General features: G+C 69.2%; 16 protein-coding genes. 6 read left to right on the top strand and 10 right to left on the bottom strand.

From position 1 onward, the window contains the following. Positions 1-45: 45 nt before the first annotated feature. From ACIHAX_RS24970 to ACIHAX_RS24960, 3 genes are all read right to left on the bottom strand, one after another. On the bottom strand, positions 46-1,098 hold the full coding sequence (locus ACIHAX_RS24970) for a Gfo/Idh/MocA family oxidoreductase (RefSeq protein WP_364433492.1): 1,053 nt from the start codon (positions 1,096-1,098) through the stop codon (positions 46-48). Positions 1,099-1,463: 365 nt separating this feature from the next. Then, positions 1,464-2,135, bottom strand: coding sequence for a response regulator (locus tag ACIHAX_RS24965; RefSeq protein ID WP_397279831.1), 672 nt, complete (start codon positions 2,133-2,135; stop codon positions 1,464-1,466). Then, positions 2,117-3,799: a sensor histidine kinase gene (locus ACIHAX_RS24960; RefSeq protein WP_356965338.1), complete on the bottom strand. Its 1,683-nt coding sequence runs from the start codon at positions 3,797-3,799 to the stop codon at positions 2,117-2,119. The genes ACIHAX_RS24965 and ACIHAX_RS24960 overlap by 19 nt, the downstream gene beginning before the upstream one ends. A gap of 155 nt (positions 3,800-3,954) precedes the next feature. Here ACIHAX_RS24960 and ACIHAX_RS24955 point away from each other — a divergent pair, with 155 nt between their 5' ends. The 4 genes from ACIHAX_RS24955 to ACIHAX_RS24940 all read left to right on the top strand — a co-directional run bounded on the left by ACIHAX_RS24955 (position 3,955) and on the right by ACIHAX_RS24940 (position 8,068). Further along, a complete protein-coding gene (locus tag ACIHAX_RS24955) occupies positions 3,955-4,761 on the top strand; it encodes an ABC transporter ATP-binding protein (RefSeq protein ID WP_355076366.1) in 807 nt (268 codons plus the stop codon). Continuing rightward, entirely contained in the window at positions 4,751-5,638 is an 888-nt protein-coding gene (locus ACIHAX_RS24950; protein WP_356965336.1) for an ABC transporter permease, read from the top strand. The genes ACIHAX_RS24955 and ACIHAX_RS24950 overlap by 11 nt, the downstream gene beginning before the upstream one ends. A 2-nt stretch (positions 5,639-5,640) precedes the next feature. Continuing rightward, positions 5,641-6,690: an ABC transporter substrate-binding protein gene (locus ACIHAX_RS24945; protein WP_356965335.1), complete on the top strand. Its 1,050-nt coding sequence runs from the start codon at positions 5,641-5,643 to the stop codon at positions 6,688-6,690. A gap of 166 nt (positions 6,691-6,856) precedes the next feature. Next, positions 6,857-8,068 (top strand): nucleoside transporter C-terminal domain-containing protein, encoded by a 1,212-nt coding sequence (locus tag ACIHAX_RS24940; RefSeq protein ID WP_364433478.1) that lies wholly within the window; start codon positions 6,857-6,859, stop codon positions 8,066-8,068. Positions 8,069-8,072: 4 nt separating this feature from the next. On the opposite strand, the gene ACIHAX_RS24935 is transcribed toward ACIHAX_RS24940, so the two are convergent. Beyond that, positions 8,073-8,828 (bottom strand): siderophore-interacting protein, encoded by a 756-nt coding sequence (locus tag ACIHAX_RS24935; protein WP_355076359.1) that lies wholly within the window; start codon positions 8,826-8,828, stop codon positions 8,073-8,075. Positions 8,829-8,938: 110 nt separating this feature from the next. Here ACIHAX_RS24935 and ACIHAX_RS24930 point away from each other — a divergent pair, with 110 nt between their 5' ends. Further along, positions 8,939-9,766, top strand: a complete 828-nt coding sequence (locus ACIHAX_RS24930; protein WP_397279827.1) for an NADPH-dependent oxidoreductase — start codon at positions 8,939-8,941, stop codon at positions 9,764-9,766. 6 nt (positions 9,767-9,772) lie between these two features. Here the strand turns inward: ACIHAX_RS24930 and ACIHAX_RS24925 are convergent, their stop codons facing one another. Both ACIHAX_RS24925 and ACIHAX_RS24920 read right to left on the bottom strand, forming a co-directional pair. After that, positions 9,773-10,765 carry an LLM class flavin-dependent oxidoreductase gene (locus tag ACIHAX_RS24925; RefSeq protein ID WP_356965329.1) on the bottom strand — a complete coding sequence of 331 codons (993 nt, stop codon included), beginning with the start codon at positions 10,763-10,765 and terminating at the stop codon, positions 9,773-9,775. Between the two features lie 67 nt (positions 10,766-10,832). After that, on the bottom strand, positions 10,833-12,017 hold the full coding sequence (locus ACIHAX_RS24920) for a serine hydrolase (protein WP_364433472.1): 1,185 nt from the start codon (positions 12,015-12,017) through the stop codon (positions 10,833-10,835). A 209-nt stretch (positions 12,018-12,226) separates the two neighbouring features. Here ACIHAX_RS24920 and ACIHAX_RS24915 point away from each other — a divergent pair, with 209 nt between their 5' ends. Next, positions 12,227-13,663 (top strand): amino acid permease, encoded by a 1,437-nt coding sequence (locus tag ACIHAX_RS24915; protein WP_355076354.1) that lies wholly within the window; start codon positions 12,227-12,229, stop codon positions 13,661-13,663. 13 nt (positions 13,664-13,676) lie between these two features. On the opposite strand, the gene ACIHAX_RS24910 is transcribed toward ACIHAX_RS24915, so the two are convergent. The 4 genes from ACIHAX_RS24910 to ACIHAX_RS24895 form a co-directional block, all read right to left on the bottom strand. Continuing rightward, complete coding sequence (locus ACIHAX_RS24910; RefSeq protein ID WP_356965325.1) at positions 13,677-14,042, bottom strand: DUF4345 family protein; 366 nt, start codon at positions 14,040-14,042, stop codon at positions 13,677-13,679. Positions 14,043-14,126: 84 nt separating this feature from the next. Then, the gene (locus ACIHAX_RS24905; protein ID WP_355076351.1) at positions 14,127-15,536 is read right to left on the bottom strand and encodes an MDR family MFS transporter; all 1,410 of its coding nucleotides are present in this window, start codon (positions 15,534-15,536) and stop codon (positions 14,127-14,129) included. A gap of 143 nt (positions 15,537-15,679) precedes the next feature. Continuing rightward, positions 15,680-16,081: a DUF779 domain-containing protein gene (locus tag ACIHAX_RS24900; RefSeq protein WP_356965322.1), complete on the bottom strand. Its 402-nt coding sequence runs from the start codon at positions 16,079-16,081 to the stop codon at positions 15,680-15,682. Further along, the gene (locus ACIHAX_RS24895) at positions 16,081-17,598 is read right to left on the bottom strand and encodes an aldehyde dehydrogenase family protein (RefSeq protein WP_397279823.1); all 1,518 of its coding nucleotides are present in this window, start codon (positions 17,596-17,598) and stop codon (positions 16,081-16,083) included. Before ACIHAX_RS24895 ends, ACIHAX_RS24900 begins: the two co-directional genes overlap by 1 nt. Positions 17,599-17,668: the final 70 nt, after the last annotated feature.

Raw genomic sequence — 17,668 nt, 5'->3', positions numbered from 1 at the left:
CGGGGACCGACGTTATCGAGTCGCGGCGAAGGTGGCCAGCCCCGATCAAGCGGTGACGGTCACACCCAGCGCCGCCGACTCGCGTGCTTTCGTCAGCAGGCGCAGGGTGGTGACGGCGTCGCGCGGGTCGACGGGCACCGGAGCGCCGTCGAGCAGCGCGGCGGCCATGGCGGAGTAGAAATCGGGGTATGCGCCGGGTGCGGTCGGCACAGGGGCGAAGTCCGGTTCCGCGCCCAGCACGCCCCAGCGCTCGGCATCGACTGTGCCCCAAGGGGAATCGTTTCCCGGGCGGCGACCGGATCGGAGTGCTTCCTCCTGCGGGTCCAGCCCGTAGGTCACATACCCGGCTTCCGATCCGAGCACCCGGAAACGCGGGCCGAGTTGCGCGGCGACGGCGCTCATCCAGAGGTGGGAGCGGACACCGCCGGTGTGGGTGAGCGCGACGAACGCGTCGTCGTCGGTGGTGATCCCTTCCCGCCGCCGGTCCAGCTCGCAGTACACCGAAGCCACCGGGCCGAACAGGGTCACGGCTTGGTCCACCAAGTGGCTGCCGAGGTCGAGCAGGATGCCCGCGCCCTCCTCGTCCGTGCCGACCTCCCGCCAGCCGCCCTTCGGCACCGGACGCCACCGTTCGAACCGGGACTCGAAACGCCGCACCCGGCCCAGTCTTCCGGTCTCGACGAGTTCACGCACCGTCCGGAAGTCGCCGTCCCAGCGCCGGTTCTGGAAGACCGACAACGCGAGGCCGGACCGCTCCGCGCGCCGGACGAGATCTTCGGCGTCGTCCACCGCGACCGCGAACGGCTTGTCGACCACGACGGGCAGCCCGGCCTCCAGCGCCTGCCCGGCCAGCGGCGCGTGCGTCTGGTTCGGTGTCGCGATCACAGCCAGATCGATGCCGTCCGGCGTGGCGAACAACTCCTCGGCGTGCGGCACCACACGCACACCGGGGTGTTCGGCGCGCGCCCGCTCGGCACGCTCCTCCGAGGAGGTCACCACGGCAGCGACCCGCATCCGCGGTTGCGCGGCGATCAGCGGAGCGTGAAAAACCGACCCGGCCAGGCCGTAGCCGACAACGGCGACCTCGATGATGCTCATACCCCGACGCTACCGCCGCTGAAGACCGCATCAGGCTTCACCACGTAGGCGCTGGTCGGCCGAGGAGCGCCACCTCGAGCGGCGTGCCACCGAAGTGGATCGGACCGTTCGCTCTTGTGCTGCCGCAACCGGTGGTCCGGTGACGATCGGATCGTATGTCCGGCAGACGGAGACGCATCGGCCCGGCCGTGTAGGTGCCGCGTCGTGCGCCGGTCGAGCGGATGTCGGCCGCCGATGGTCCGGCTGTCGACCTGCGACGTTCTGGCGCGTGCGGCGATGGTGGCCGGTGGACACTGCGCGAGGTTCGGGACGACCCGCCGGACCGGCCGCGCGCGGGCCGGTTCTTCCCGCCCCGCGCGGTCGGCTCAACGCTCCGGCGCGGCGGAGTACTCCTGTTCGGGCCGCCCGGTGCTGCCGTAGCGCAGGCTCATGCGCACCGCGCCGCCGGCGACGAGTGCGGCGAGATAGCGCTGGGCGGTGGCCCTGGAGATGCCGATGGCGCTCGCTACCTCTCCTGCGGACAGGGGCGTGCCCGCATCGAGAATTGCTTGCAGGACAGCGTCTTTGGTGGGAGAGGCCACGGTCGCCGCCGGGCTCGCGGTGACCGAAGGACGCAGCGCGTGCAGCGCCGCGGCGACCCGGGCGTTGTCGACCTGTGGCACGGCGAGAATGCGCCGGTAGCGGGCGTAGGCGGCGAGCCGGGCGGCGAGTTCGGTATGCGGGAAGGGCTTGACGAGGTAGGACACCGCACCTGCCGCGACGGCGGCGCGCACCGACTCGCTCTCGGTCGACGCGGTGAGCACCATGGCGTCGCAGTGCAGCTCGCGGACGAAATCGATACCGGATCCGTCGGGCAGGTAGACGTCCACCAGCGCCAGGTCGATCGGCCGCGCCGCGACGAGTTCCCGCGCGGCGGCGAGGGTATTGGCGGTGCCCGCCACCGTGAAACCCGGGATTGCCTGCACGATCCCGGCGTGCAGATTCGCCACCCGGAAGTCGTCGTCGACGATCAGGACGGTCAGGGACGGCGGGGCCATGACACCTCGCTCTGCGCGAGCACCCCGGGGATGCGTGCGATGAACTCCGCGCCGGTCAGTGGCGGCTCGCCGCCGCCGGGACTCGACAGGCGCACGTCGCCGCCGTGGGCGCGGACGATCTGGCGGATCAGGGCGAGGCCCACCCCGCGCCCACCGGGGACGCCGAGGTCGTCGCGGGTCGAGATCCCTTCGGTGAACAGCGTGTCCACCAGGTCGGGCGCGACACCGTCGCCGCTGTCGGCGACGGTGATGTGCAGCGTCGAATCCTCTTGCACCAGTTCCACTTCCACCTGCCGCACGGGTCGCTCCCGAGCGCGCACGGCCTCCATGGCGTTGTCCAGCAGATTGCCGAGCACGGTGGTCACGTCCACCGGATCGGCGAGATCGCCCTCGACCCAGGTGTTGGGCCCGAGCACGAGTTCCACCCCGTTCTCCCTGGCGTGCGCGGCCTTGGCGGCCAGGAAGGCCTGTAGATACGTGTCGTGGATGGCATCGATGCCCGGCGTCGCCGGACCGAGCGGACCCGCCCCGATCAGCTCGTCGACCGACCGCGCGGCCTCCTCGACATGCCCGCTGTGCAGCAGCCCGCTGACCAGGTGCATCTTGTTGGAGAACTCGTGGCGCTGCGCGCGCAGCACCGTGCTCATCGACTGCACCGCGTCCAGCTGCCTGGTCAGCGATTCCACGTCGGTGCGGTCGCGCACGGTGAGCACCGCGCCGAGATCACGGCCGTCCCGGCTGACTCGCCGCGCCGAGACGATGACGACGTTCGCACCGACCGTCGCCGAGGCGGGTTGCCGATCGAGGTCGCGGAACACCTCCAGCACTCGCGGGGTGAGCCCGATCTCGTCGACCGGGCGCCCGATGTCCGGCGCGATGCCGAGCAGCCTGGCCGCCTCGTCGCTGACGAAGGTCGTGCGCCACGACGCGTCGACGGCGAGCACGCCGCCGCCGATGCCGTGCAGCACCGCGGCCTGCCCCCGGACCAGTTCGGCCAGCTCGTCGGGTTCCAGCCCGAGCGTCAGCCCGCGCCAGCGGCGGGCGAGCAGGATCGATCCGGCGATGCCGACCGCGAGCGCCACCGCGACCAGGCCGCCCGCTGTGCGCAGGTCGCCGAGCAGTTGCTCGTGCACCGCGTCGGTGGCGATGCCGACGCTGACCGCGCCGACCACACGATCGGAGCCGGGCGCCGTGACGGGGACCTTCGCGCGCACCGAGTCGCCGAGCGTGCCGCGTTCCTCGGTGATCGACTCGCGGCCCGCGAGCGCCTCGGATGGATCGGTGCTGACGTGCTCGGCGAGCCGTGCGGCGTCCGGATGCGCCAGGCGGATGCCCGCGTCATCGGTGATCACCACGAACAGGGCGTTGTTGCGCTGGGTCGCGTCCACCGCGAGCCGCTCCAGCGGGCCGGTGGCCAGCTCCTGGCGCACGCCCGGATCGACCGCGCCCGGCGCGTACCTGGCCACCTCGGCGCGCACCACCGGGTCGGCGGCGACGGTGCGCGCGACGGCGAGCGCGCGCTGACCGTAGGCGTCGCGCAGCCGCTGATCACTGAGATAGCCGAACACCGCGAACGCGACACCGAGCGTCAGCGCGACGACCAGGATCTGCGACAGCAGAACCTGGGTCCGCAACCGCACGGCCCGCGCGCCCTCAGTGGCCATGGCCGCAGCATAGGCGCAGACCACCGCGCGCCGCGCATGAGCAGAATGCGCAAAACCCGCATATCCCGCGTTTGTGGCGGTTGTGCGCACAAGCTCCGGCGTGTGACCGGGGCCACGTACGTTCGCCCTACCCGATCTCGCAGAAGTAGGAAGCAATGACGCAATCCCTCATCGAGCTGCGGAACGCGACCAAGCGTTTCCCCGGCACCGGCGGTGGCATCCACACCGCCGTGCGCAATCTGAACCTCACGGTGCGCCCCGGCGAATTCGTCGCCGTCGTCGGCCCCACCGGATGCGGCAAGTCCACCACGTTGTCGCTGGTGTCCGGGCTGGAACCGGCCTCGGCCGGGCGAACGCTGGTACGCGGCAAGGACGTCGACGGCATCCCCGAAGGCATCGGCTACATGTTCCAGCAGGACGCGGTGCTGCCGTGGAAGAGCGTGCTGGACAACGTCGCGCTCGGCCCGCGCCTGCGCGGCGCGTCGAAGGCCGAGGCGCGGGCGAAGGCGTCCGGATGGGTGCGCAAGGTCGGTCTGGCCGGGTTCGAGAGCTACTACCCGCACCAGTTGTCCGGCGGCATGCGCAAGCGCGTGGCGCTGGCACAGACACTGGTCAACGAGCCGGAGATCCTGCTGATGGACGAGCCGTTCAGCGCGCTGGACGTGCAGACCCGGCAGCTCATGCAGGACGAATTGCTGCGCGTCTGGGCGGGCACCAACGCGGCGGTCGTCTTCGTCACCCACGATCTGGAGGAGGCGATCGTGCTCGCCGACCGGGTGGTCGTGATGACCGCGAGCCCGGCCACCGTCTGCGGAGACTTCACCGTGGGCCTGACACGGCCGCGCAGTGTCGAGGACGTGCGGCTGACCGCCGAGTTCCGCGACATCTACAAGGAGATCTGGGAGACCCTGCGCGATCAGGTCGAGGCCGCTCGGGCGAAGGGAGCCTCCCGTGTCGCATGACGTGCTGGTGCAGGACGCCGTCGACGAGCCCGCGGTGGAGAACGAGACCGAGGCACAGATCCTGGCCCGGGTGCGTACCGCCGCGCGGCGCGCCCGGATCCGGACTTGGGGCCTACGCGTCGCGCTGGTAGCGCTGTGGCTGGGTGCGTGGGAGCTCACCGCCACGGTGTGGATCGATCCGTTCTTCTACTCGAAGCCGTCGCTGATCTGGGCACGGTTGGTCGAATGGTTCACCGAGGGGACGCAATTCGGCTCGATCTGGCTGCAGATCTACACCACCGTGCAGGAGGCCGTGCTCGGTTTCGTGATCGGCACGGTGGCCGGCGTCGTGCTGGGCGTGCTGCTCGGCCGCAGCCGGTACTGGGCCGAGGTGCTCGCGCCGTTCATCAAGGCGCTCAACGCGGTTCCGCGCATCGTGCTGGCGTCGCTGTTCATCATCTGGTTCGGTCTCGGCCTGAGTTCGAAGGTCGCGACCGTGGTGGTGCTGGTGTTCTTCGCGGTGTTCTTCAACGCGTTCACCGGTGCGCGGGAAGTGGACGGCAATGTGATCGACAACGCCCGTATCCTGGGCGCGAGCCGCAGGCAAGTGCTGGTGTCGATCGTGCTGCCGAGCGCGACCACTTGGATCCTCTCCAGCCTGCACACCGCCTTCGGTTTCGCGCTGATCGGCGCGGTGGTGGGCGAGTACGCGGGCGCGAGCAAGGGCCTGGGTCTGCTGATCAGCAACGCGCAGGGCACCTTCGACTCGGCGGGCATCTACGCGGGCATGATCATCGTCACCGTGGCCGCGCTGATCGCCGAGTGGGGGATCGGCATGGCGGAGAACCGGTTGCTGAAATGGCGGCCATCACAGGCGACCTCGAACCACGGGATCTGACCATGAGGCATCGCAAGCAACTCGCGCTCGTCGCCGTCGTGATCGCGGCACTGTTGGCGGCCACCGGATGCCGGGACTCCCGCGCCATTCCGACGGCCGACGGCCGACCGCAGATCACCATCATGGTGGGCGGGCTGGAGAAGGTGATCTACCTGCCCGCCGTGCTGACCCGGCAACTCGGCTTCTTCGAGCGCAACGACATCGACGTGAAACTGCTCGGCGAGCAGTCCGGAGCCACGGCCGAGACGGCGTTGCTCACCGGCGACGTGCAGGGCGTGGTCGGCTTCTACGACCACACCATCGATCTGCAGGCCAAGGACCAATGCATCCGCTCGGTGGTGCAGATGTCCGACGTGCCCGGTGAGGTCGAACTGGTGTCGAAGGCGGACGCGGACATCACCTCGGTCGCCGATCTGCGCGGCAAGAAGCTCGGCGTGACCTCGCTCGGCTCGTCGACCGACTTCCTCACCCAGGCGCTCACCGGCCAGGCCGGGATGAGCACCGCCGATTACACCCGGGTGAAAGTGGGTGCGGGGCAGACGTTCATCGCGGGCATGAACCACGACGGCATCGACGCAGGCATGACCACCGATCCCACGGTGGCGCAGATGGTGAACTCCGGCGATGCGCGCGTCCTCGTCGACCTGCGCACCGAGGCGGGCACCAGGGCCGCGCTCGGCGGGCTGTATCCGGCGACGTCGCTCTACATGAGCTGCGCGACGATCGATGCCCACCCGGACATCGTGCGCAAGCTCGCCGCCGCGTTCGTGCAGACGCTGCAGTGGATCCGGACGCACACGCCCGAGGAGATCGCCGAGAAGATGCCGCCGCAGTACGCGAGCGCGGGCAAGGACCTCTACGTCCAGTCGATCCGCGATTCCATCGGCATGTTCAACGGCGACGGGTTGATGAAACCCGAAGGCGCGCAGAACGTTCTGGAGATCCTCGGCAAGTACTCGAAGAACGTGCGTCCCGTGCGCGATCGGATCGACCTGTCCGAGACCTACACCACGCAGTTCGTGGAGGAGGCGTTGCGCGCGCCGCGACAGTAGCGGCCGGTGAACCATGCCCGGTCGCCCGGAATCGTCCCGGGCGGCCGGTCGGCGGCCGGTGCGCCGACAGCCGCGCCGAGCTTCTCAACTGTGGAGACACCGCACCATAAACCGACATGAGAGGTGCTCCCATAAGCCGAAGTACGTCACGGCAGCCGAGGTGCGCGTGCATCATCTGATCGGATTCGCCGGGCTGATGTGCTTCCTGCTGCTGGCCTGGCTGCCCAGTACCGACCGCCGCGCCGCCGCCGCTCGGCTGCCGCGGATCGCCGTCCTTTTGATCGTGCAACTCGCGCTCGGTTTCCTGTTGCTGAAGACCGGGATCGGAGGCACGGTGATCCGCGCGGTCAGCGACGCCTTCGCCCACATCCTCGGCTACGCCGCCCAGGGCACCGCGTTCGTATTCGGCGACCTGCCCGCCGTCGGCAGCGGCGGGCCCGCGTTCCTGTTCGCGGTGCTGATGCCGATCGTGCTCGTGTCCGCGCTGATCGGCATCCTGCAACACCTGCGGGTCCTGCCGTTGATCATCAAGTACCTCGGCCTGCTGCTGGCCTGGGTGAGCGGCTTCGGCAGGATCGAATCGTTCAACGCGGTCGCCTCCGCCATCCTCGGCCAATCAGAGGTGTTCATCTCGCTGCGGGCCATGCTCGACGACATTCCGCCGCAGCGGATGTACACCCTGGCGGCCTCGGCGATGTCGACGGTCTCGGCGGGCATCCTCGGCGCCTATATGGTGCTCATCGACCCGAAGTACGTGATCGCGGCCATCGTGCTGAATATGCTGGGCGCCTTCGTGGTGTGCTCGCTGATCAACCCCTACAAGGTCGGCGCCGCCGACGATGCCCGGCTGATCGGCGAGGAGATCGCCGACAGCCGTAAGCGGCAATCGTTCTTCGAGATGCTCACCGAATACATCCTGGTCGGCTTCAAGGTCGCGTTCACCGTCGCGGCCATGCTGATCGGATTCATCGCCTTGCTCGCCATGGTCAACGGAATCTTCGCGGCGCTGTTCCACGGCACCACGTTCCAGGACCTGATGGGCCACGTCTTCGCCCCGCTGGCCTGGTTGACCGGCATCCCGTGGGACGAGGCGGCGGCCGCGGGCCGGTTCATGGGCACCAAGCTGGTGTCCAACGAAGTGGTCGCCATGCAGGAACTGAACCGGCAACACGCCGGACTGTCGGACCACACCGTCGCGATCGTCTCCACCTATCTGGTGTCGTTCGCGAACTTCTCCACCATCGCCATCGTCACCGGCGCGGTCCGCAGCCTCAGCGAGAAACAAGGCACCGTCATCGCCCGCAACGGGCTTCGCCTGCTCTACGGCGCCACCTTGGTCAGCTTCCTGTCCGCCACCATCGTCGGACTGCTGAGTTGACGGTTCAGCCGTTGGCCCCCTCGACCGCCCGCAGTTCGGCCTTCCACTCCCGGAAGCCCTCCTCGGTGCGGCCGCGGCGCCAATATCCGGAGATCGACGCCGCCCACTCGGCGGAAACGCCGCGATCCTTGCGGATGTAGCGGCGCAGGTCTTTCATGACCGCTTCGGCTTCGCCGTGGATGAACACCTGGACCTGCCCCGGCGTCCACGGCGCGGAGCGAACGGTCTCGGCGAGCACCTCGCCAGGGGGCCGCGCGCCGCGGTGCAGCCAGGTCAGCTCGATGCCGTCCGGCTTCTTCACCGGCAGTTCGTCGTCCGGACCGGCGACTTCGACGAACGCCAGCCCCGTCGCCTCGCCGGGCATCGCCTCGAGCGCGGCGGCGATGGCGGGCAGCGCCGCCTCGTCACCGGCCAGCAGATACCAGTCGGCGTCCGGGCGCGGGGCGTAGGCGCCGTTGGGGCCATGGAAATCGATGGTCTCGCCGGGCTGGACCGCGGCAGCCCACGGTCCCGCGATGCCCTCCGCGCCGTGGTAGACGAAGTCGACCGCGATCTCTCCGGCGACGGGGTCGACGGACCGGACGGTGTAGGTGCGCAGCACCTCGTTCCCGTCCTGCGGGAAAATGAATTTCACGTACGAGTCGGTGAACTCGCTGGGACGGAACGCGGCGAAGCCGGGACCGCCGAGGTACACCCGGATCAAGTGCGGGGTGAGCCATTCGGTGCGCTGCACCGTGAGGGTGGTGCGGGGACGTGCCAAGAGAACCTCCGATATAAATAATTAGGATTGCCTTACTTACCCTACCTGTGTTCCGCTCAGGCTGCGGCCAACCGCTGACGGCGCGCCGTCCTGGCGAAAGGATGATGCCCATGACGCAGTCCGTGCCGACCCCGACCCACGCCGTGCAACAGCGCTACCGCGACCCGCAACCGGTCGAACCCGCGCAGTGGAACCAGGTCCTGCAGGTGCTGCACGAGCATCGCTCGGTGCGCCGCTACCTGTCCGACCCGGTGCCGGACGCCACACTGCGGCTGCTGATCTCCGCGGCGCAGTCCGCGCCGACCTCGTCGAATCTGCAGGTCTGGAGCGTCATCGCGGTGCGTGACCCGCAACGCAAGGCGCGCCTGGCCGCGCTCGCGGGCGATCAGGCCCACATCGTGCAAGCGCCGGTGCTGCTGGTCTGGACGGCCGATTTCGCGCGCCTGCGCCAGCTCGCCGAAGACCGGAGCGCGCCGCTGGAGGGTGCGGACTACCTGGAATCGAGCTACGTCGGATTCATCGACGCCGCGCTCGCGGCGCAGAACGCGGTGGTGGCGGCGGAATCGCTCGGGCTCGGCACCGTCTACATCGGCGCGCTGCGCAACAAGCCGGAGGAAGTCGCCGCCGAGCTGGGATTGCCGCCGCAGGTCTTCGCCGCCTTCGGCTTGCTGGTCGGTCACCCGGATCCCGCCGAGGACGCGCGGGTGAAGCCGCGCCTGCCGCAGGACGCCGTCCTGCATCGGGAGACCTACGACTTGGACGCGCAGCGGGTGCACGTGGCCGAGTACGAGACCCGGATCGCGGAATTCTATGCCGAACAACGGCTCTCGCATTCCTGGACCGAACGTGTGCTGGCCCGGCTCGCCTCCGCGGCGGCACTCAACGGCAGGCATCGGTTGCGGGAATCGCTGGCCAACCACGGCTTCCGCTTGCACTGACCCGCCTCAGGCCGCGACCTTCTCGGTGAGCAGTTCGAACGATCGGGCGCGGTCGTCGATGTCGTAGACCAGCGTGTTGATCATCAGCTCGTCGGCCTGGGTGCGGCGCAGCAGATCCTCGAGCTGACCGCGCACCGTCTCCGGGGAGCCGAGCAACTGCCCGGCCCGGCGCTGCCGGATGAACGTGCGCTCCTGTTCCGACGGACGGAACGCGGCCGCTTCCTCCGGCGTGGCCAGTGCCTGCGGTGTGCCGCGCACCAGGTTCAGGAAGGCCAGGTCGCGCGGGCCGGCCAGGATTTCGGCGCGCTCGTCGGTGTCCGCGCAGATCGCCGCGACCGCGACCATCGCATGCGGGCGCTCCAGGCGCTCCGAAGGCCGGAAGTGCTCGCGGTAGAGCGCGAGCGCGGGCTCGGTGTTGTCGGGGGCGATGTGGTGTGCGAAGGCGAACGGGACCCCGAGCAGCGCCGCGACCTGGGCGCTGTAGCCGCTGGAGCCGAGCAGCCAGACCTCCGGTTCCTCACCGCGCCCGGGCGTGGCGGCGATCCCGCCGGGGTCGGACCCGCGGAAGTAGCCCAGCAACGCGGCCAGTTCCTGGGGGAACGACTCCGCCGACAGTCCGTCCGCGGTCCGCCGCAGCGCCCGTGCGGTCGCCTGGTCGGTGCCCGGCGCGCGTCCGATGCCCAGGTCGATCCGTCCGGGATGCAGCGCGTGCAAGGTGCCGAACTGCTCGGCGACGACCAGCGGCGCGTGGTTGGGCAACATCACCCCGCCGGAGCCGACGCGGATGGTCGAGGTGGCCGCGGCCAGGTGGGCCAGCAGCACGCTCGGCGCCGAACTGGCGATGCCGGGCATATTATGATGCTCGGCGACCCAGAAGCGGTGGTAGCCCAAAGCCTCGGTGCGCCGGGCCAATTCGGTGGTCGCGTCGAGCCCCTCGCCGACGGTGCGGCCGGACTGCACCGGCGCGAGATCCAGTACGGACAGCGGGACGTCGATCATGGGTCTCCTCACAGTGGCGATCTCCACTGCCAACGTCGCGGGTCCCCGGTGTATTTCGCCGGCCGGCTCAGCCGCGCGCGATCGCGCGGAACACCTCGATGGTCTCCTGCTCGTCCTGGGTGGTGCCGTAGTCGCTGAGTTTGACGATGACGGTGCCGCTGGGCGGGTCGACGTAGACGTACTGGCCGTAGACGCCGACGGCGGTGAGATCGGCGCCGTCCCCACCGGTCGGGTGCCACCACTGCGCGCCGTAGGGCCAGTCGCCCACCCGGTGGACCGGGGTGCGGATGCGTTCGATCCAGGCCGGCGGCACGATCTGCGCATCGCCGACGCGCCCGCCGTCCAAGACGATCTGGCCTATCTTGGCGAAGTCGCGGGCCGTCGCGTTCAGGCAGCAGAACGCTTTCTCCTGACCGCCCGCGCGATCGAGATTCCACAGCGCGGCGTCCTCGGCGCCGATCGGAGCCCACAGGTCGCGTTCCAGCAGTTCACTCAGTGGCAGGCCCTCGGCCCGCGCCAGCGCCATGCCCAGCAGCTGGGTGTCCACGCTGCGGTACTCGCCCGCGCTGCCCGGCGGAAACCGCAGGCCCTGATGCTCGCGGACGAACCCGGCGAGGTCCTCGGTGAGGTACATCCGGGCGGTGCCGGTCAGCGGCATGTACTTGTTGTAGTTCTCGTCGACGTCGACGCCGGAGGCCATGTCCAGCAAGTCGCGGATGGTCACGGTGTCGTACGGGCCGCCGGTGGTCAGCTCGGGCAGGATTCGCACCAGCCGGTCGTCTTCGTTGAGCCGCCCCGCCGCGATGGCGCGGCCGGTCAGCAGTGACACGACGGACTTCGCTACCGACCACGAGGACTGGCGGGTGGTGGCCGTGACGCCGTCGCGATACCACTCGTGGGTGAGAGCGCCGCCGCGCAGAACGAGGAACGAATTGGTGTGCGTGGCGCCGAGGAAGTCGGCGACCGAGATCTGCGAGCCCTTCCACGGCACCCCGTCGGGCAGCGGCCGCGGTGCGACCGGCAGCGGACGCGGCGTGGGGGAGGCGGCCACCGTGCGGCTCTCGAACAGTTCGCCCTGTGTCGAAGGCGGGTCGGTCAGCAGTCGCAGCAGCGTCGGCGGGGCCGGGATGTGCAGGACCGCGGTCGTCGCGAACGCCGCGCCGGCCAAGACTGCGACGACAGCGAGCAGGACGACGGCGGTGCGGAGCGCGTAGCGGCGCGTTCGCGTGCGCCGGGACGGCGATTCGGTCATGACGGGAACCCATCGTCGGGGAATCCGATGATGGCATGCGGGACGCCCGTCCGGTAACCGCGCACCACCGCCGCGGTCGGCCCGGAGACGACGCGCGCGCGGGCGGGGCGGTAGCGTGACCACGTGCTCCGGACCGGACGTGCGATGATCCGACGTCGCGTGTTCGGCGACCGGATCGTCGCATCGCTGCCCAGCGAAAGGACCGCAGTATGACAGCCTCCGACCGTCACCTCCAGGACGCGGGACCATCGGTTCCGGCGGACACCGGCGACTCGGAGGGTTATGCCCGGGGCCTGAGCCCGCGCACCATCCAGATGATCGCCATCGGCGGCGCGATCGGCACGGGCCTGTTCTACGGCGCGGGCGGCGCGATCGAGCAGGCCGGGCCCGGCCTGATCCTGGCCTACCTGGCGGCGGGCCTGGCCATCTTCGTGATCATGCGGGCGCTCGGCGAACTGCTGACCTACCGGCCGATCTCGGGGAGTTTCGCCGAGTACGCGCACGAGTTCCTCGGCCGCTTCGCCGGCTTCGTCACCGGCTGGTCGTACTGGGCGGTGTGGGTGGCCACCTGCATGGCCGAGATCACCGTGGCGGGCAAGTACGTGGAGTACTGGTTCGACATCGCCCCGTGGGTCACCGCGCTGGTCGTGCTCGCGGTGATGTTCTGCGCGAATCTGATCTCGGTGCGGCTGTTCGGCGAGGGCGAGTTCTGGTTCTCCACCATCAAGGTCACCGCGATCGTCGGCATGATCCTGCTCGGCATCGGCGTGCTGCTGTTCGGCTTCGGGCACGCGACGAACCCCACCGTCACCAATCTGTGGGCCGACGGGGGCGTGTTCCCCAACGGCATCGGTCAGTCGCTGCTCGTTTTGCAGATCGTGCTGTTCGCCTACGTCGGCGTGGAGTTGGTCGGCGTCACCGCCGGGGAGGCGCGCGAGCCGCGCAAGACTCTGCGCAAGGCGATCAACACGCTCCCCTTCCGGATCGGCCTGTTCTATGTCGGTGCGCTCGTTGTGATCATGTCGGTGTCCAGCTGGCGCAATTTCCACGCGGGCAAGAGCCCGTTCGTGGAGGTCTTCGAGCTGATCGGCATCCCGGGCGCGGCGGGCATCGTCAACTTCGTGCTGCTCACCGCGGCGCTGTCGTCGTGTAACTCGGGGATCTACTCCACCGGCCGGATGCTGCGCACCTTGTCGCTGCACGGCGAGGCGCCCGCCCGGCTGAACAAACTGAGCGCGAACGCGGTGCCTTATGTGGGGATCTCCGTGTCGGCGGCGGCGATGGTGATCGGCGTGATCGTCAATGTCATCTCCCCGGACAAGGCCTTCGCCTACATCACCTCGGTGTCGACCATCGGCATCATCTTCGTCTGGGGCGTCATCCTGGTCTGTCACCTGCTCTACCGGGCCAAGGTCGCCCGCGGCGAACTGCCCGCCAGCGACTACCGGCTGCCCGCCGCGCCCTACACCACCGTGCTCGCGCTGGCGTTCCTCGGTTTGGTGGTCGTGCTGCTGTTGTTCACCGACAGCGGGCGCACGGCCCTCGTCGTCGGCGCGGTGTGGGCGGTGCTGGTGTCGGCCGGATACTTCGTGCTGCGCAAACTCGGCAGTTCCAGCACGCCGACCGACGTTACGCACACCAGCTGACGGCCCGTTTCCGCTAGACGGCGAGGAAGAGCGCGGCGGCGCCGATCGCCTCCACCGCGCCGTAGAACCAGGTGGGATAGAACGCGGTTCGCTCATCGAGCACGGCCGAGAGCACCCGGCCGAGGGCCATGCCCGCCAGTGCCGCGCCGATCGCGACCATGATCCCGCCGCGCAGCCCTGCGAGGTCGATGGCGGCCACCGCGAGCACGGCCGCCATCGCCAGTCCGAAGCCGCCGTAGACGGCGCGCACCTCGTAGCGCGCGCTCGGTTCGGTGAGCCGGATGCCGAACGGCTGAATCAGAGCGGCGGGCGCGGCGAGCGCGTAGCTACCCATACCCAGGAAGAACACCCCGACTATTACGCATACGGCCTGCGCCACTGCGACCTCCAGAATCTCGTTCGGCTGGAACGCCAGCTTGCGCCGGCCGCGGTGCGAACGCTTCCGAAAACCCGCTGTCTCGCCTCAGGCGTTCGCCGAACGCCGGGGCATCATGGCCGAGGCGACGAGCAGGACGACGGCCATCGCCGCGATCGTGACGAAGACCAGATGCACCGCCGAGGCCAGTGTGGCGGGCTCCGGATGATCGGTGTGGCCGACGCGCGAGTTCACGATGGCGCCGAACACCGCGACGCCCACCGCACTGCCGATCGAGCGTGCGAACATGTTGGCCGAGGTGACCACACCCCGCTCGGTCCATTCGGCGCTGGTCTGCGCGGCGATCAAGGTGGGGGTGGCGACCAGTCCCATCCCGGTGCCGATCACGAAGCAGGACGCCGCGACCTGCCACAGGGTGGAATGCTGCGTGATGAACAACGTGCTGGTGGCGCCGAGGGCGGCCAATCCGCTACCGATCAAGGCAGTGGTGCGAAAGCCGAAGCGCAGGTACACCTTTCCCGCTTGGGACGCGGCCAGCGGCCACCCCAGCGTGAGTGCGCCCACCGTCAGACCCGCGACCAGCGCCCCGGTGCCCAGCACGCCCTGGGTGAAGGTGGGGACATAGGAGGTCGCGCCGAGCACGACGGCGCCGACCAGCACCGACGCCAAGCTGCTCGCGATCACGACGCGCCGGGTGAACACCCACAGCGGCAGGATCGGATTCCGCGCTCCGCGTTCCACCAGCCCGAACAGCACGAGCACGACCGCGCCGCCCGCGAAGATCCCGATGCTCGACGGAGACGACCACGCCCAGGCTTGCCCGCCTTCGAGCAGTCCGAGGATCAACGCGCCCGCGCCGAACGTCAGCAGTGCCGCGCCCAGATAGTCGACGCTCTGCCGCTGCCGGGGCGCGCTCTCGGCGAAATTACGCACCAGCATCCATCCGGCGAGCGCGGAGAGCGGAAGGTTGATCAGGAAGATCCAGCGCCAGCTGACGTACTCGGCGAACAGGCCGCCCAGCAGCGGGCCCGCCACACTCGACATGGCCCACACGCTGGCCAGATAGCCCTGGACCTTGGCACGCTCGGACAGCGTGTACAAGTCGCCCGCGATCGTCATCGTCATCGGCTGGATCGCTCCCGCGCCGATACCCTGGACGGCGCGGAAGACGATCAGTCCGAGCATGCTGGTCGCGACGCCGCACAGCAGCGAACCCAGCGCGAACATCGCGATGCCGAACAGGATCACCGGTTTACGGCCCACGGTGTCGGCGAGTTTGCCGTAGATCGGCACCGTCACCGCCTGCGCCAGCAGATAGATGGAGAACAACCAGGGGAACTGCGCGAAGCCGCCGAGACTGTCGGTGATGGTGAGCACCGCCGTGGCGATGACCGTCGAGTCGAGCGCGACCAGCGCGGTCGCCAGCATCAGCGAGCCGAGAATGGCACCGCGCTCGGATCGGAAACCCACGGACACCGTCGCGGTCTCGGTCGCCACCCGCGGCCCCTCTCGTTCGCCTGTCTAACCACCTCGAACGACCGTATCCGGTTGCGGACTATTCCCGCATGGAATTTTTTTCCGCCCTGTGAACCGGGAAGGGCTGCTCACCGGAGCATCGGTGAGCAGCCCGTGCTCCGATCTCAGTGGGACAGATCCGCCCCGGTGGGTGGCGGTTCGGCTTCGAGTACGGCGAGTTCCTCGTCGGTGAGCAGCCGCGAGCGGATCAGGAAGCGCACGCCTTCGGGCGCTTCGAGAGAGAACCCGCTACCTCGGCCGGGCACCACGTCCACGGTGAGATGGGTGTGCCGCCAGTAGTCGTACTGGTCGGCGCTCATCCAGAACGGGGTGTCCGCCGCCGGATACCCGAGCAGCACGTCCGACCCGCCGACCCGGAACTCGCCGCGCGGGTAGCACATCGGTGCGCTGCCGTCGCAGCAGCCGCCGGACTGATGGAACATCACCGGACCGTGCTGTTCGATCAGTCGGCGCAGCAGCGCTTCCGCGGGTCCGGTGAACTCGACGCGGCGGACCGGCTGCGGCATCAGAAGAATCCGAGCTTGTCCGGCGAGTAGCTGACCAGCAGGTTCTTGGTCTGCTGGTAGTGGTCGAGCATCATGCGGTGGTTCTCGCGTCCGATGCCGGACTTCTTGTACCCGCCGAAGGCCGCGTGCGCGGGGTAGGCGTGGTAGCAGTTGGTCCACACCCGGCCCGCCTTGATCTGGCGGCCCAAGCGGTAGGCGGCGTTGATGTCGCGGGTCCACACACCCGCGCCGAGTCCGTAGAGGGTGTCGTTGGCGATCTTCAGCGCCTCGTCCACGGAGTCGAACGTGGTCACCGACACGACCGGTCCGAAGATCTCTTCTTGGAAGATCCGCATGTCGTTGCGGCCGGAGAAGATCGTGGGCTCGACGTAGAAGCCGCCGGGGAACTCGTCGACCTTGCGCGGGCCGCCGCCGGTGAGCACCTCGGCGCCTTCCTGGCGGCCGATGTCGATGTAGGACAGGATCTTCTCGAACTGGTCGTTGCTGGCCTGCGCGCCGATCATGGTGGCCTCGTCGAGCGGATTGCCGCTGCGGATGGCTTTGGTCCGCTCGATGCACCGGGCGATGAACTCGTCGTAGATCGAGGAGTGGATCAGCGCGCGGGACGGACAAGTGCACACCTCACCCTGATTGAGCGCGAACATCACGAAGCCCTCCACGGCCTTGTCCAGGAAGGCGTCGTCGGCGGCCATGATGTCGGGCAGGAAGATGTTGGGACTCTTGCCGCCCAGTTCGAGCGTGACCGGGATGATGTTCTCGCTGGCGTACTGCATGATCAGCCTGCCGGTGGTGGTCTCGCCGGTGAAGGCGACCTTGGCCACGCGCGGGCTGGCCGCCAGCGGCTTGCCCGCTTCGACGCCGAAGCCGTTGACCACGTTGAGGACTCCCGGCGGCAGCAGATCGGCGATCAGTTCGACGACCTTCAGGATCGAGGCCGGGGTCTGCTCGGCGGGCTTGAGCACCACCGCGTTGCCCGCGGCGAGGGCGGGCGCGAGCTTCCAGGTGGCCATGAGGATCGGGAAGTTCCAGGGGATGATCTGGCCGACGACGCCGAGCGGCTCGTGGAAGTGGTAGGCGATGGTGTCGGCGTCGATTTCGCTGATCCCGCCTTCCTGGGCGCGGACCGCCCCGGCGAAGTAGCGGAAGTGGTCGACCGCCAGCGGCAGGTCGGCGGCCAGCGTCTCCCGTACCGGTTTGCCGTTCTCCCACGTTTCGGCCACCGCCAGCGTCTCGAGGTTGTCCTCGATCCGGTCGGCGATCTTGTTGAGGATGTTGGCCCGTTCGGTCGTCGACGTCGCGCCCCACGCGTCGGCCGCCTGATGCGCGGCGTCCAGGGCCAGGTCGATGTCGGCGGCCGAGGACCGCGCGACCTCGCAGAACGTCTGGCCGTCCACCGGCGACGGGTTCTCGAAGTAGCGGCCTTCGACCGGCGCGGTCCACTCACCGCCGATGAAGTTGTCGTAGCGCGTGGCGAATTCGACGACGCTGCCCTCGGTTCCCGGCTTCGCGTAGCTCATGGCGGGTGACTCCTCGCTGGTTGCGGACGTGATGCACACGGCGGGTCGGCCGTGATGCGGGTCACTATGC

The organism is Nocardia sp. NPDC051929 (genome assembly GCF_044548645.1).
GTDB lineage: Bacteria > Actinomycetota > Actinomycetes > Mycobacteriales > Mycobacteriaceae > Nocardia > Nocardia sichangensis.
This window is presented reverse-complemented; position numbering and strand designations above follow the sequence as displayed.